Below are 16131 nucleotides of genomic sequence, written 5' to 3' on the forward strand. Positions count from 1 at the left end.
GGCCATTCTGGCAAGCCCCTGCTAAAGACCGGGTACCGATCTGCGGGAATCGAGCTCCATTTTCAGTGATTTACAGCAACTGTTTCTTCGTATAGCCGGTTATTCGGCCACCGCAAGGGTGTTATCGTCCGGTTTTGCCGCTGCCTGGCTGCATTGCGTGCCTTGCGCTGTGCCTGCCTTTGCAATTGTCGGTTTGTGCACAAGGGCTTCATGCAGGCAGTGAAACAACGCCCAGGCGTCTGGCCGGTGAACTACTGGCGGACTTCTGGGCCCAAGAGGATCAACGGATGCAGAAAACTCTTCTCATAACAGGATCAACCGATGGCATCGGGCTGGAGGCCGCGAAACTTCTGGCATCTCAGGGCCACCGGGTGCTGCTGCACGGGCGCAGCCAGAATAAGCTTGATGCCGCAGCGCAAGTGCTGGCTGCCGTGCCAGGTGCCGGGCCTGTTGAGTGCTACTTGGCGGACCTGTCCAAACTTGCCGACGTCGACAGGCTGGCCCGTACACTGGCTCAAAAGCATCAGCGGCTGGATTGCCTGATCAACAATGCAGGCATTTTTCGCACCCGTGATACCCGCACCGAGGATGGACTGGACGTGCGCTTTGCCGTGAATACGATCGCGCCCTACTTGCTGACTCGCCGGCTGTTGCCGTTGCTGGACGAGTCCGGGCGCGTGGTCAATCTGTCTTCTGCTGCACAGGCTCCGGTGGAGCTGGATATGCTCAGCGGCGCCAGGACAATCGCAGACGACTTTGCAGCCTACGCGCAGAGCAAGCTTGCGCTCACCATGTGGTCACGCAGCCTGGCGCTGTCATTGTCGACTGTAGGCCCGGCCATCATCGCGGTCAACCCGGGCTCCATGCTGGGCAGCAAAATGGTGAAAGAGGGCTTTGGTGTCGACGGCGGCGATCTTGGAAAAGGTGCCAGAATACTGGCCCGGCTGGCGCTGGAGGATGAGTTTTCGGCGGCCTCGGGGCTGTATTTCGACAACGATATCGGTCGGCTTGCCCCGCCGCACCGCGATGCGCTTGACCCTCAGAAATCCGAGGCGGTAGTACGCTGTATCGAGCGGGTGCTGGCGGATCTGGCGATTGACTGCTCACCCGGCTGAAGCGGGATCACTGATCTGCCAGGCCAATATAGAGTCCTTGCCTAATTAATCCGAGGTAAACCCCCGGCTCTGCCGGGGTGACTCGCATAGGTTTGACCAAGGCTACGGTCAAGCTACCTTCGTTTTTCGACCAAGAAAGATGAAGGTAATCCTATGCGAGACTACGAAAGTTTGGCGCATACGCGCTGGGATTGTAAGTACCATGTGGTGTTCATCCCGAAAGAAGAGGCGAAAGGTGATCTATGGGAAGTTGCGCCGGTACATGGGAGAAATCTTCCATGAGCTTGCAGGGCGCAAAGGCGTGAAGATCGTCGAGGGACACTTGATGCCGGATCATATCCACATGTGCATCAGCATTCCGCCCAAGTACTCGGTATCCAACGTGGTTGGCTATCTCAAGGGCATAAAGTGCGATCGCTATCGCCAGGCAGTTCAAAGGCCGTCAGCGAAACTTCAATGGCGAGAACTTCTGGGCGAGAGGCTATTTCGTCTCGACGGTGGGCCTGGATGAAGAAATGGTACGCGAGTACATCCGTAATCAGGAGAAAGCGGATGAACATCGGGATCAACTGAGGCTGGGAGTGATGTAGCGCCTTGGGCGCAATTGATAGCCCTTCGAGGGCGTCCCCTGATAAGCCTCCGGCTTTGCCGGAGGTCATTTAACTCTGGCGTAACTGATCAGAACTGTGGAGGCGGGAGGTATGCGCCCGGTCCCCAGTGACACTGAACTTTCCTTGTCTGAGGTTAGTCAGCCCAGGCACCACCTGGCAGTGGCCTGTCGATCGCTTCTGAGCCGAGATGCGCGTATTTTATGTTCAAAACGTTCTGTGTCCTGCGCAAGTTAACCGCTTGTCTGATCTCGCCATCCGCTTGAAGGCAGCCCTCTTTTAGCCTCACTATTTGAGCGTGCCAGTGGCCTTTTGCCCGGCATTGCGCCTCTGTCTGCAACAGCCCGGGTGTTGCCGTTGCCAGCGTGCCATTCAGGCGGAGAGTCTGAATTGTTGCAGACTCGTGACCAGGCGAGTGCGGTTGCTCACATTCAGCTTGCGGAAAATGCTGCTTAAATGGGTTTTTACCGTGTGCACGCTAAGGTTCAGGTTCAGCGCAATCTGCTTGTTGGCCAGGCCCTTGCTCAGCGAGTTGAGTACCCGAAGTTCTGTTGCCGTAAGGCCTTGCAGGGTGGAGGCGTGCAGCTCGGGAGGTTCCTGCGCCAAATCTGCTGTGTCCGGCCGGGTTTCTTCGAGTTCGATCCAGGCGATATCCTGCCTGAACTGGCGTATTGCGGCGGCGAGATCCACAGGGGTCATGCTGGCGGGCAGGACACCGCGTATGCCGGCCTGGCGCAGCTTGTGGCTCATGCGCATGTCGGGGGGGCTGCTGCACAATAGCACCGAGCCGTGCAGGTTCTCGGTCAGCTGCTTCAGTTTGCACAGGCACGAAAGCCCCGCAAGGCAGTCATCCAGAAGCAGCAGGTCGAAACCGGATTCCGCTTGCCAGTGGCGGGAAAGGTCGCGAAAGTGATCGCAGTGCGTGCTGCGATAAGGCAGATTGCTTGCATCCAGCGCAAGTTCAATGCCACGCCGGTACAGAGGCGAGGGGTGGGCGATCAGAATGTTCAGGGGACGGGTCACGGTTGTGCCTCCTCTTCTTGTTGTCGGAATGAAACCGGTTGAAGTCCGTTGTCGTGGAGTCTTCATGGCGTTTTCACAAGGTAGCTTTCACAAGGTAACCAGCAAGAACTGCGCCAGGCTGATGCCCAGCTGTGCCAAGGTGCGCTGTGGCCGGCCGCTGTTGGGGCTGCGCGGGTTTGCGCTGGCTGCACATCACTGTGGCCACACGTACGTCTGCGACAGACTGTTGCGACGGTCTGTTGCAAGCTGTCGCAACGCAGCGGTGCGATGCTAGGCGCACAGGTACGTGCCTGGACTCGGGGCTGTCTGCTTGTCTGTGCTGCCGGGCGGTATAGAAGCACGCCGGTGGTGTTGGCTTTGAACGCGCTCTGAAGGCGCCTGCGCGGTACGTCAGAGCCGCGCCATATCAGGTTACGGTATGTTTCATTGACCGATGTTGCGGCAGGTGGGATAGTTCAGCCTCAAAGTCGCCGTGGGCGTTGTCTGCTGTTCTTCTCGCGATAGCTGTCAAAGGGGCAGCTATCCGGGGTCGGCACAGAGCGCACACCAGGACAGCGCAAGGAATCATGGATATAACACGCAGTGCCCGCCGGTTACGTTGGATGTGCAGCATGCTGCCCGGTGTTCGACGTGGCTTTTGGCTGGATCCACAGATGGATGCAGTGGCGTGCTGGCCGGAGCAGGTGCGCTTGTCAGAAGATGCGAAGGATGTTGCCCGCCTGGCACACCGACAGCAGGCGCTGACGCAATCCCGCCTGGTTCTGGCGGGTGAATCCTGTTGTATTATCGCGCAGCCGCTGCGGGCGGGGCTGGGGACCCTGGTGTTTATCCTGGAAGCGGCGTCCTCGTCGGCCAGCTTTCAGCGCCTGCTGGGCTGGGCCTGCGAATGGCTGGAACAGCTGTTCGATGCGCCTGATGGGGCCGGCAGCGAACCGGGTCTGCTGTTTGATTATCTGGCCCATCGTGATCCCGAGGCGAACGTGTCTCCACGGCAGCAGCTTGAGCAGGCAGGGCTTTTCGCTCAGCGGCACTGGGGGCTCGACTGCCACGTTATCACCCAAGATCAGTGCCTTGCCCTTGGCGGTTCTGCGCCCCTCGTTCTCGATGAGGCCGAGCAGGTGGCGCTTCTTGCCGTCGCAGCCGAAGAGGGGCAGCTTATCGAGTACGAAGGCTGTGCATCGGAGCCACAAACTCGCGGTGTCGCCATCGGCCTGGGTCATGGGGCCGGGCGCGTACTGGTGCTTTTTTGTCGCAGTGGTGCCACAAGCGCTGAGGGTGACCCGGCGGGCGCCCTGACGGACGCTGAACGCAAACAGCTGCAACTGCTCGCCTTGCTGGTCCGCCAGGGCGGCACCCTGGTACCGAGCCATGCGGCGCCCCGGCCCTGGTGGCAGAAAACGCCGCAACGCCTGGCGCTGGCGGCGCTGTTGCTGGTGGCAATTGGTGCCATTCCGCTTGAATACCGCCTCAGCACGGCGGCCACCCTGGAAGGTGAAGAACAGCATGCGGTGGTGGCTCCCTTTGATGGTTTTGTCGGTGAGGTGCATTTTCGCGCCGGCGACCAGGTGGAGCAGGGCGCCGCCATCATGCAGCTGGATACCCGGGATCTTGTGCTGGCCGCTCAAAAGCTTGAGGCCGAAATCGATGAGTTCCAGCAGCAATACCGCAAGGACCTGGCGGGGCGGGAGCTGGCCGGTGCCCTGGTCTGGCGCGAGCGGCTGCAGCAATCGCAAATCCAGTTGCAGCGTGTGCAGGAGCAGGTTCAGCGCGCCGTGATTAGCGCGCCCTTCGCCGGCCACCTGATTTCGGGAAACCTCAATTACAAGCTGAATGCGCCCGTCAAGCAGGGCGATGTGCTGTACGAAATATCGTCACTGCAGGGGTACCGAATCCTGCTGGAAGTTGCCGAGTCCGATATCCGCTTCCTGGCGCCCGGGCAGCGTGGTGCCTTGCAATTGCGGGCGTTGCCGCAGCAGAACATCGGCATAGTGGTGACCCGTATTCTGCCGGTGCCGGTACGGGCGCAGAACCTGCAGTCCTACCTGGCAGAAGCCACCCTGGATGCTGATGTGGACGGGCTGCAGCCCGGCATGGAGGGGGTGGCCAAAGTCGCAGTGGGCAAGAGTCCGCTGGCCTGGATTACCTTCCACCATCTGGTCGACTGGCTAAGGGTGCAGTGGTGGCTATGGACGCCCTGAATCCGGCTGTGGCCATGCATCCCTATTATCTGGCGCTCAGGTCGGTGCCCCTTGCGCTGCATCCAGAGCTTGAACACAGCGTACAGCAGGCACGTGATGGCCGCTGGGTGGTGCTCTCTCTCGTTGGGGGCGATGCCCATTATCGCTGTCGAGAGCGCGTTTTTCATTGGCTGCAACAACTGGATGGCCAGCTGACGCTGGATGACATGCTGGGGCTGCTTGCCCCGGGCCCGGAGCAGGATCAGGGCCTGCGGGTGCTCCATGCACTCTATCAGGCCGGTTTTCTGGATGTATCGCCTCCAGCGCAAGGCGACGGGGCGCACTGGCGGCGGCGCCTGGGATCTTTCCTGATGTTGCGCCTGGGCGTACAGGCGCCGGAAATGCTGGTGGTTCTGCTGCAATGGCTGGCACCGCGCGTGCTGCGCGGCGGCGCTGGCTGGTGCTGGGGGCTCTGGGTTCTGTGGGGCCTGTATTACGCTGGCGGACAGCAGGCGGCCCTGCTGGAACACTGGGACAGCCGCTTCCTCGATCCCTCCAGCCTGCTGCTGCTTTACCTGGCTTATCCGCTGCTCAAGCTGGTACATGAGCTGGCCCATGCTCTGGCTCTGGTGCGCTGGGGCGGGCGTCCTGGTCAGATCGGCGTGATGCTGATGGTGTTTGTACCGCTGCCCTTTGTCGATGCCAGTGCCGCCCACCACTTTAGCCGTCGTCGTCAGCGCATTCTGGTGGGCAGTGCCGGCGTTATGGCGGAACTGGGCCTGGCCGTGGCCGGCCTGCTGCTATGGTCACAAAGCAATGAAGGTGTGTGGCGCGATCTGGGTTTTAATATCGCCTTTATCGGTGCGGTCAGCAGTGTACTGTTTAATGGCAACCCGCTAATGCGCTTTGATGGGTATTATGTGCTCAGTGATGCGCTAAAAGTACATAATTTGAACAGTCGCAGTTTCCGTTATCTCGGATCCGTGCTCCGACGTTATATCTGGGCCTTCGATCCTGTCGAACCTATCGCCGGCAACCGCCGCGAGGCCTGGATTCTGGGCAGTTACGGTGTACTGGCGTTTATTTACCGCTGTTTCGTCTATTACTGGATTTGCTATTATCTTTTGACGCATTTTTTTGTGCTTGGGGTAATACTTTCGGCACTGGCTTTTTATCTGTTGTTTCTAACGCCAGTGTACAAGGCCACGGTCGGGATCTGCCGGGAAGCGCGCACAAATAAAAAGCTTCCGCGCACGGCTTTCAGCACTGCGCTGCTGTCTGGCTTGCTCGGCTGGGCGGTGTTCGGTTATCAGGGGAACCTGAGCTGGGCACTGGAAGCGGCGGTGCAGATACCGCCCCAGGCACAGGTCAGGGCAATGGAAGCCGGTTTCGTGGTAGTGCCGCTACTGGCCCACGGCAGCCAGGTTGAACCCGGAGCGCGGCTGTTTGAACTGGATTCGGCCGAATTGAAGATGCAGTATCGCCTGGCGCAAAGCGAGCTGAGTGAATTGCGCCGGTTGTACCACCAGGGCCTTGGGCAGGGTCGCAGTGAGTCCCTAAAATGGCAGGCGCGCCTGGAGGCCAAGGCTGGCGAGCTCCAAAGCCTGCGCCAGCGCCTTGGCAATCTGCGGGTCAATGCGCAGACACAGGGCCAGTTCGTGCACGCGGATTTGTCCAACCGTACGGCGCGTTTTATTTCCCAGGGGGATCTGGTGGGCTACGTACTGGAACCCGGTGCACGCCTGAACCTGATTGTGGCGGTGCGACAGCTGGCCGCGGACCTGGTGAACCTGCACAACCCGGAGGCGGAAGTTCGCTTTGAGGCAACGCCGGACCGGGTGTTTCGGGCCCGCCTGGTTCGCCAAACCGCGGCGGCGACCCATGAATTGATGGATCCGGCATTCGGTTCTGATCAAGGTGGCGGCATTCCGGTCGATATAAGAGATGATGAGCCCCGGGCAAAGGAGCGGGTCTTCTATTTCGAACTCGAACTTGAGGCTCCCTGGACAGAAAACTACCTGCCGCGCCTGGCGCAGGTAAAGCTGGCGTTACCCGGGGTGACGCTGTTTGAAAAATGGACAATCTTCTGGCGTGACAGATTGCTTACCGAATTTGGCTGGTTGTAGGTCAAGGAGTGTTGAATGCGGGTCATTGGTGTGCTGTGTTTGAGTCTTGCGTTGCCTGCATGGGGCGAGGCGCCGGCGGCGGCCTCCGAATATGGGGCGGCGGTTCCGGCGGACCCCTATGGTGTGGATGGCGAACTGCCCGCACTGGATTGCCTGATCAGCCCGGGCAAGGTGGTCAATATCAGCAGCCCGGTGCCGGGGGTCATTGACCGGCTGCATGTCGAGCGCGGAGACCTGATTGAATCCGCGGCGCCGGTGGCCGAACTTGAATCCGAGATTGAAAAGGCGACCCTGGCACTGGCCCTTACCCGGGCACAGATGGTAGCTGAATCCGAGGGTGAGCGGGTTAACGTCAATTTCGACCAGCTGCAGCAGGAACGCTTCGTCAAACTCTCGGCCCGCAACATGGTTGCACAGCGCGAGCGCGATGAGGCACAACGTTCAATGCAGTTGTCACGCTGGCGATTGCAGCAAAGCGAAGAACTGCGGCGGGTTCGTCAGCACGAATACCTGCTGGCCGAGGCCCAGTTGAAGCAAAAACATATCCAGAGCCCTATTTCCGGACGTGTGGTGGATGTGTTCCGCCATGCCGGCGAATACGTCGACGAGGAGCCGATACTGCAGGTCGCTCAGCTTGATCCACTGCGGGTTGAGGTCATTGTCCCCATGCACCTGTATGGGCGGGTGGAAGCTGGAATGACCGCGAGCGTCTATCCTGAAGTGACGCCGACCCAGGCCTACGAGGCGAAAGTGACCCTGGTTGACCCGGTCGGGGATGCGGCCAGTGGCACCTTTGGGGTGCGCCTGGAGCTGGCAAACCCGCAGGGACAGCTGCCAGCAGGAATGAAATGTGCGCTTAATTTTGCCACCGTAACCATGGCCACGGCCGATAGCCCGGCTGCTACGGGGCTGGCGACGGTGCAAGAGCCTTGAGCGAAATCAGACGGCCGTCCTGCACGGGCGTCGCACAGGGAGACAAAGGCTGTATGGCAACAGGCAAACGCCGTTATTCCGAAGCTGAGAAGGATTTCGCATTCGAGCGGCTGGAGCCCCGCATCATGCTGTCGGCCGACCCGCTGCTGGAGCCACTGCTGCCCCTGCTGATTGACCGCGATGGCGAATCCCCGCTGCTGGATACGGGCTTTGATACGGCTGCGTCTGTGCTGCCGGTCGCGTCTGCGCAGACCCAGAGCATAACCCTGGCCGATTTTGCGCAGGACGATACTAGCGTTGAACTCGATGATTTGGCGATATTTGCGACGGATTTGACGGACGGCTTGTCAGCGTCGGCCGAACTGATCGTTATCGATGCCGCAGTGGAAGACCGCGATGCCCTGCTGCAGGAACTGCTGGCCAGCCGTCCGGACACCCGTTTCAATATCCTGCTGCTGGAGGCCGGGCAGAGTGGCGTCGATCAGCTTGAAGACTACCTTGCCGGGCGTGAAAACATCACGGCGGTGCATCTGCTGACCCACGGTAACGGTGACGGTTTCTGGCTTGGGAGCGATTATGTTAGCGCCAGCGGCTGGGCCGAATTCGCTCCGCGCTTTTCCGACTGGTCCGGCGCCTTTGACAGCGATGCCGACTGGTTGCTGTACGGCTGTGAGCTGGCCTCGACCCCCGATGGGCAGTCCTTGCTGCAGGCGCTGGGGGATTCGCTGGGTGTGGATGTGGCCGCCAGCGATGACCTCACAGGCGCTGCACGTCTGGGCGGCGACTGGCAGCTGGAATTCAATTATGGCCAGATCGAGGTGGCCAGTCTGCAGGCCCAGGGCTGGGGGGCGGTACTGGCGGCACCGCAACAGGGCCTGCTCATGACGACCAATGAGACCGTCGACTCGATAGTGGCGGCGCTTGTACCGGGTCTGTCGGTGGGCTGGTCCAATGGTGAGGTCCTTAATTTTACCGATCCGAATCTGCAGCTGGGAGAGGCGACGAACGGTACCTTTTCCAGCGTGGCGGAGCTGAATCCCTATGCCTCGGACTTTGCCGTGCGTCTTGATGGCCTGCACGTGATGCAGTCCGACTTGCTGGTCGGGGCCGGGGGGACGGCTGTCCAGCTGTACAAGGGCGATCTGCTGTTTTCGACCCGGGAAAGCGAAAGCTTTGGCAGCCTGAATGTTGATAACAATGATGTGGCGATTTTCAGGCCGGACACGGTCGGGGACTATTCCAGCGGCTCCGTGTCGATGCTGCTTGATGGTGCAACGTCCACCAACTTGCGCGATTTCGCTATGGTTGAGACAACCATGACGGTGGGTGGTCAGCCCCTGGCGGCGGGTACCTTTCTGTTCGGAGGGGAGGGTGTCAATGGGGACGATATACATTACAAATCGATCAACTCGGCGGGTCTTGCGACTACCGTGATGAGCGCGCCAACGACGCTGGTCTTTGGTGAGCTGGTTGGTTTCAGCCAGCGCATCACCGGGATCGAGCTGGTACAAAAAGATGTGACTCTGGGCGGCATGGCACTGTCCAAGGGCGAGCTGCTGCTGGCCTTCGACCCCAACAGCGTAGTGGTCGACTCGGGCGAGACCGCCTTCTTTCGGGATATCATCCGGATGCAGGTGACGGGAACAGGGGCATCCTCGGCGGGCAATCTGGACTTTGTGCTGGATGGCAGCGATGTGGGTTTGCTTAACCTGAGTCAGGGCTATACCGGCCTGGCGCTCTATGACATTGATGCCAATTCTCTGCCGACCGGCAGTGTCTCCCTTTCCGGCACAGCCACCGAGAACCAGACCCTCAGCGTTAGCAACTCGCTGGCGGATGCCGACGGTCTGGGCACCATCAGCTACCAGTGGTTGCGCGATGGCGCCGATATCACCGGCGAGACCGGCAGCAGCTACAGCCTGGTGGATGCCGATGTCGGCGCCAGTATTACGGTGCGCGCCAGCTACACCGATGGGGGTGGTACCGCCGAGGTGGTGGTCTCCAATGCCCTGGGTCCGGTGCTTAACGTCAACGATGATCCCACCGGTGCGGTCATGCTGTCCGGCACAGCGGAAGAGAACCAGACCCTGACGGTGAGCAACGATTTGGCGGATGAGGATGGTATTGCTACAGCCATCAGCTACCAGTGGCTGCGTAATGGCGCCGATATCACCGGCGAGACCGGCAGCAGTTACACCCTGGTGGATGCCGATGTCGGTAAAACCATCACGGTGCGCGCCAGCTACACCGACGGCTTTGACACCGCCGAAGTGGTGGTCTCCAATGCCCTGGGCCCGGTGACCAACGTCAACGATGATCCCACCGGCGCGGTCACGCTGTCCGGCACACCGGCCGAGAACCAGACCCTCAGCGTCACCAACTCGCTGGCGGACGAAGACGGCCTCGGCACCATCAGCTACCAGTGGCTGCGCGATGGCGCCGATATCACCGGCGAGACCGGCGGCAGCTATACCCTGGTGGATGCGGATGTCGGTAAAACCATTACCGTGCGCGCCAGCTATACCGACGGTTTTGGTAACGCCGAGGTGGTTGTCTCCAATGCCCTGGGCCCGGTGACCAACGTCAATGACGATCCCACCGGTAGCGTGATCCTCAGTGGCACAGCGGAAGAGAACCAGACCCTCAGCGTCAGTAATGATCTTGCCGATGAAGATGGCCTCGGCACGATCAGCTACCAGTGGCTGCGTGATGGCGCCGATATCACCGGCGAGACCGGCAGCAGCTACGCCCTGGTGGATGCCGATGTCGGTAAAACCATCACCGTGCGCGCCAGCTATACCGATGGTTTTGGTAGCGCGGAAGTGGTGGTCTCCAATGCCCTCGGCCCGGTGACCAACGTCAACGATGATCCCACCGGTAGCGTGACCCTGAGCGGTACTCCCAGCAAGGGCCAGACCCTGAGTGTTGCCCATAGTCTGGGCGATGACGATGGCCTGGGAACCATCAGTTACCAGTGGTACCGGGATGCGGTGGCCATTAGTGGTGCGACTGGGAACAGCTATACCCTGGTCGACGCCGATGTCGGCAGCACGATTACCGTTGAGGCAGGTTATGTAGACGGGTTTGGCACGTCCGAAACCGTTTTGTCCAATGCTCTGGGATCGGTGCTCTTGGGTGCTCCGCAGCAGGGTCTGCTCATGTCGACATCTGAAGATGTTTCATCGATGCCAGGCGTACCCGGACTTTCGAGCTGGACCAATGGTGAGGTGTTGAATCTTGCCAACCCCAACCTTTCCCTGGGATCGAACACGGACGGTACCTTCTTTGGTCTGCTGGATTTTTCGGGGTTTGCCCAGGATGGGGATGTGCGCCTTGACGGCATGCATATCATGGGATCGGACCTGCTGATCGGAACAGCAGGCACCTCCTACCAGTTGCTGCAAGGCGATATGCTGTTTTCGACCAAGGACACAGAGGTATTGAGTGGCCTGGCTATTTCCAGCAACGACCTGGTGCTCTACAGGCCAGCGTCGCTGAATGATTACTCCAGCGGCACCTTTATGATCCTGCTGCAGAATCCCACCGGCGGGAACTTGCGGGATTTTGCAATTGTCGAGCAGACAATCACGATTGCCGGTAAATCCCTGGCACAAGGGTCCTGGCTGTTTACCGCCGATGATGAGTCCGATAACGATGTGCAATACTCGGAAATCAGCTCGGTTTTGGCCGGGACGACGTCCATTGCCAACCAGACAAGATTCGTAGACGGCAGCAGAATTGATATCGGCGAGAAGATCACCGGTGTTGAGCTGATTCAGAGTACGGGGTCTCTGGGCGCAATGGCGTTGACCCGCGGAGATCTATTGCTGTCATTCGAGATATACGATGACAAGGTTGGCGATAATCAAGTCGAAGTATTTGCACGGGATATCGCCCGGCTGCAGTTGACCGGCTACGACGGTGATACCGCCGGCAATGTGGATGTCGTGCTGGACGGCGCTGACGTCGGACTCTCTTCGCTTACGCAGGGTTTTACCGGCATAGCGCTCTATAATCTCAATTCTTTGCCTCTGGGAGACGTTACGCTTTCGGGCATCGCCGCGGAGAACCAGACCCTGTCGGTGTCGAACAGCTTGAGTGACGCGGATGGTCTTGGCCCCGTCAGCTATCAGTGGTACCGCGATGCTGTGGCCATCAGTGGCGAGACCGGTACCAGCTATATTCTGACCGATGCCGATGTTAACGCCAGCATTACCGTGCGTGCCAGTTATACCGACGGAGGGGGAGTAGCCGAAGCTGTTGATTCCAACGCCCTGGGGCCGGTGACCAACGTCAACGATGCGCCCACCGGTTCGGTCACCCTGTCCGGCACACCGACCGAGAACCAGACCCTCAGCGTCACGAACTCGCTGGCAGACGAAGACGGCCTTGGCACGATCAGCTACCAGTGGCTGCGCGATGGCGCCGATATCACCGGCGAGACCGGCAGCAGCTACACCCTGGTGGATGCGGATGTCGGTAAAACCATTACCGTGCGCGCCAGCTATACCGATGGCTTTAACACCGCGGAAGTGGTGGTCTCCAATGCGCTCGGCCCGGTGACCAACGTCAACGATGCGCCCAGCGGTTCGGTCACCCTGTCCGGCACACCGACCGAGAACCAGACCCTCAGCGTCACGAATTCGCTGGCAGACGAAGACGGCCTCGGCACGATTAGTTACCAGTGGCTGCGCGATGGCGCCGATATCACCGGCGAGACCGGCAGCAGCTATACCCTGGTGGATGCCGATGTCGGTAAAACCATAACCGTGCGCGCCAGCTATACCGATGGCTTTAACACCGCGGAAGTGGTGGTCTCCAATGCGCTCGGCCCGGTGACCAACATCAACGATGCGCCCACCGGCGCGGTCACCCTGTCTGGCACGCCGGCCGAGAACCAGACCCTCAGCGTCACGAACTCGCTGGCAGACGAAGACGGCCTTGGCACGATCAGCTACCAGTGGCTGCGCGATGGCGCTGATATCACCGGCGAGACCGGCAGCAGCTACAGCCTGGTGGATGCCGATGTCGGTAAAACAATCACCGTGCGCGCCAGCTATACCGATGGTTTTGGTACCGCCGAAGTGGTGGTCTCCAATGCCCTGGGCCCGGTGACCAACGTCAATGATGATCCCACCGGCGCGGTCACCCTGTCCGGGACGCCGGCCGAGAACCAGACCCTGACGGTGAGCAACGATCTGGCGGATGAGGATGGCCTCGGCACGATCAGTTACCAGTGGCTGCGTGATGGTGCTGATATCACCGGCGAGACCGGCGGCAGCTATACCCTGGTGGATGCCGATGTCGGCGCCAGCATTACCGTGCGCGCCAGCTATACCGACGGTTTTGGTACCGCCGAAGTGGTGGTCTCCAATGCGCTCGGCCCGGTGACCAACGTCAACGATGCGCCCACCGGTTCGGTCACCCTGTCTGGCACACCGACCGAGAACCAGACCCTGACGGTGAGCAACGATCTGGCGGATGAGGATGGTATTGCTACAGCCATCAGCTACCAGTGGCTGCGTAATGGCGTTGATATCACCGGCGAGACCGGCAGCAGTTACACCCTGGTGGATGCCGATGTCGGTAAAACCATCACGGTGCGCGCCAGCTACACCGACGGCTTTGACACCGCCGAGGTGGTGGTCTCCAATGCCCTGGGCCCGGTGCTTAACGTCAACGATGATCCCACAGGTAGCGTGACCCTCAGTGGCACAGCCATCGAGAACCAGACCCTGACGGTGAGCGATGACCTGGCGGATGAGGATGGACTTGGCACGATCAGCTACCAGTGGCTGCGCGATGGCGCCGATATCACCGGCGAGACCGGCGGCAGCTATACCCTGGTGGATGCGGATGTCGGTAAAACCATTACCGTGCGCGCCAGCTATACCGATGGCTTTAACACCGCGGAAGTGGTGGTCTCCAATGCGCTCGGCCCGGTGACCAACGTCAACGATGCGCCCAGCGGTTCGGTCACCCTGTCTGGCACGCCGACCGAGAACCAGACCCTCAGCGTCACGAATTCGCTGGCAGACGAAGACGGCCTTGGCACGATCAGTTACCAGTGGCTGCGTGATGGCGCCGATATCACCGGCGAGACCGGCGGCAGCTACACCCTGGTGGATGCCGATGTCGGTAAAACCATTACCGTGCGCGCCAGCTATACCGACGGTTTTGGTACCGCCGAAGTGGTGGTCTCCAATGCCCTGGGCCCGGTGACCAACGTTAATGATGCGCCCACAGGCAGCGTCACCCTGTCCGGGACGCCGGCCGAGAACCAGACCCTGGCGGTGAGCGATGACCTGGCGGATGAAGATGGCCTCGGCACGATCAGCTACCAGTGGCTGCGCGATGGCGCCGATATCAGCGGCGAGACCGGCAGCAGCTATACCCTGGTGGATGCCGATGTCGGTAAAACCATTACCGTGCGCGCCAGCTATACCGACGGTTTTGGTACCGCCGAAGTGGTGGTCTCCAATGCGCTCGGCCCGGTGACCAACGTCAACGATGCGCCCAGCGGTGCGGTCACCCTGTCCGGCACGCCGGCCGAGAACCAGACCCTCAGCGTCAGCAATGATCTTGCCGATGAAGATGGCCTCGGTACGATCAGCTACCAGTGGTTGCGCGATGGCGCCGATCTCACCGGCGAGACCGGCAACAGTTACACCCTGGTGGATGCGGATGTCGGTAAAACCATCACCGTGCGCGCCAGCTATACCGACGGTTTTGGTACCGCCGAAGTGGTGGTCTCCAATGCCCTGGGTCCGGTGACCAACGTTAATGATGCGCCCACCGGCGCGGTCACCCTGTCTGGCACACCGACCGAGAACCAGACCCTGACGGTGAGCAACGATCTGGCAGATGAGGACGGCCTCGGCACGATCAGCTACCAGTGGCTGCGCGATGGCGTTGATATCACCGGCGAGACCGGCAGCAGCTACGCCCTGGTGGATGCCGATGTCGGTAAAACCATCACCGTACGCGCCAGCTATACCGACGGCTTCAACACCGCGGAAGTGGTGGTCTCCAACGCCCTCGGCCCGGTGACCAACGTCAATGATGCGCCCACCGGTAGCGTGACTCTCAGTGGCACCGCCACCGAGAACCAGACCCTCAGCGTCACGAACTCGCTGGCGGATGAAGATGGCCTCGGTACGATCAGCTACCAGTGGCTGCGCGATGGCGCCGATATCACGGGCGAGACCGGCAACAGCTACACCCTGGTGGATGCGGATGTCGGTAAAACAATCACCGTGCGCGCCAGCTATACCGATGGCTTTAACACCGCGGAAGTGGTGGTCTCCAATGCGCTCGGCCCGGTGACCAACGTCAACGATGTTCCCACCGGTGCGGTCACCCTGTCCGGCACGCCGGCCGAGAACCAGACCCTCAGCGTCAGCAATGATCTTGCCGATGAAGATGGCCTCGGTACGATCAGCTACCAGTGGTTGCGCGATGGCGCCGATCTCACCGGCGAGACCGGCAACAGTTACACCCTGGTGGATGCGGATGTCGGTAAAACCATCACCGTGCGCGGACACCGCGTGGTCTCCAACCTACGTTAATGATGTGGTCACCCTGTCGGCACACCGACCGCCGAACCGTGATCTGGATGAGAGGACGGCCTCGGCAACGATCAGCCGCGATGGTCCGGTGCTACGCCCGCCGATGTCGGTAAAAACCATCACCGTACGCGCCAGCTATACCGACGCTCAACACCGCGGAAGTGGTGGTCTCCAATGCCCTCGGCCCGGTGACCAACGTCAATGATGCGCCCCACCGGCGCGGTCACCTGTCTGGCACGAGAACCGACCCTCCGAGAACCAGACCCGGTACGACGGTGAGCACCGGCACGACACCCTGGCAGATGAGGACGGCCTCGGCACGATCAGCTACCAGTGGATGCGCGATGGCGATGATCACCGGCGAGACCGGCACAGCTACGCCCTCGGGTGGATGCGCGATGTCGGTATATCAAACCGGCAACATCACCCGTGATGCCGATGTCCCCGATCACCGTGCGCGCCAGCTAAACCGACGGCTTCAACACCGCGGAAGTGGTGGTGCCCTCGGCCCGGTGACCAACGTCCAACCGGCGCGGTCACCCTGTCCGGCACACCGGTGACCCAACGATCTGGCGGATGAA

Annotated in this window: 6 protein-coding genes and 1 pseudogene; 6 read left to right on the forward strand and 1 reads right to left on the reverse strand. The window is 60.5% G+C overall.

Annotated elements, in window-relative coordinates:
* The first annotated feature begins 287 nt into the window (after window positions 1-287).
* Together KDW95_RS03460 and tnpA are read left to right on the forward strand one after the other, a co-directional pair.
* A complete protein-coding gene (locus tag KDW95_RS03460) occupies window positions 288-1115 on the forward strand; it encodes an SDR family NAD(P)-dependent oxidoreductase (RefSeq protein ID WP_255854875.1) in 828 nt (275 codons plus the stop codon).
* A gap of 153 nt (window positions 1116-1268) precedes the next feature.
* Window positions 1269-1705: pseudogene (gene tnpA, locus KDW95_RS03465) on the forward strand (IS200/IS605 family transposase).
* Window positions 1706-2095: 390 nt separating this feature from the next.
* On the opposite strand, the gene KDW95_RS03470 reads toward tnpA, so the two are convergent.
* Window positions 2096-2746 carry a response regulator transcription factor gene (locus KDW95_RS03470; protein WP_255854876.1) on the reverse strand — a complete coding sequence of 217 codons (651 nt, stop codon included), beginning with the start codon at window positions 2744-2746 and terminating at the stop codon, window positions 2096-2098.
* Window positions 2747-3357: 611 nt separating this feature from the next.
* Between KDW95_RS03470 and KDW95_RS03475 the strand changes: the two genes are divergently transcribed.
* From KDW95_RS03475 to KDW95_RS03490, 4 genes are read left to right on the forward strand one after another with little or no spacing between them, the layout of a single operon-like run.
* The gene (locus KDW95_RS03475; protein WP_255854877.1) at window positions 3358-4944 is read left to right on the forward strand and encodes an efflux RND transporter periplasmic adaptor subunit; all 1587 of its coding nucleotides are present in this window, start codon (window positions 3358-3360) and stop codon (window positions 4942-4944) included.
* Window positions 4932-7049 carry a hypothetical protein gene (locus KDW95_RS03480; RefSeq protein WP_255854878.1) on the forward strand — a complete coding sequence of 706 codons (2118 nt, stop codon included), beginning with the start codon at window positions 4932-4934 and terminating at the stop codon, window positions 7047-7049. The genes KDW95_RS03475 and KDW95_RS03480 overlap by 13 nt, the downstream gene beginning before the upstream one ends.
* 15 nt (window positions 7050-7064) lie before the next feature.
* Complete coding sequence (locus KDW95_RS03485; RefSeq protein WP_255854879.1) at window positions 7065-7982, forward strand: efflux RND transporter periplasmic adaptor subunit; 918 nt, start codon at window positions 7065-7067, stop codon at window positions 7980-7982.
* 53 nt (window positions 7983-8035) lie between these two features.
* Window positions 8036-15550 carry a DUF4347 domain-containing protein gene (locus KDW95_RS03490; RefSeq protein WP_255854880.1) on the forward strand — a complete coding sequence of 2505 codons (7515 nt, stop codon included), beginning with the start codon at window positions 8036-8038 and terminating at the stop codon, window positions 15548-15550.
* Window positions 15551-16131: the final 581 nt, after the last annotated feature.

The sequence above is a fragment of the Marinobacterium rhizophilum genome, from assembly GCF_024397915.1.
Taxonomy (GTDB): Bacteria; Pseudomonadota; Gammaproteobacteria; order Pseudomonadales; family Balneatricaceae; genus Marinobacterium_A; species Marinobacterium_A rhizophilum_A.

Excerpts from the sequence above, each read along its gene's own strand:
- KDW95_RS03460 (WP_255854875.1), top strand. The coding sequence starts at position 288 with ATGCAGAAAACTCTTCTCATAACAGGATCAACCGATGGCATCGGGCTG.
- KDW95_RS03475 (WP_255854877.1), top strand. The coding sequence starts at position 3,358 with ATGCTGCCCGGTGTTCGACGTGGCTTTTGGCTGGATCCACAGATGGAT.
- KDW95_RS03480 (WP_255854878.1), top strand. The coding sequence starts at position 4,932 with ATGGACGCCCTGAATCCGGCTGTGGCCATGCATCCCTATTATCTGGCG.
- KDW95_RS03485 (WP_255854879.1), top strand. The coding sequence starts at position 7,065 with ATGCGGGTCATTGGTGTGCTGTGTTTGAGTCTTGCGTTGCCTGCATGG.
- KDW95_RS03490 (WP_255854880.1), top strand. The coding sequence starts at position 8,036 with ATGGCAACAGGCAAACGCCGTTATTCCGAAGCTGAGAAGGATTTCGCA.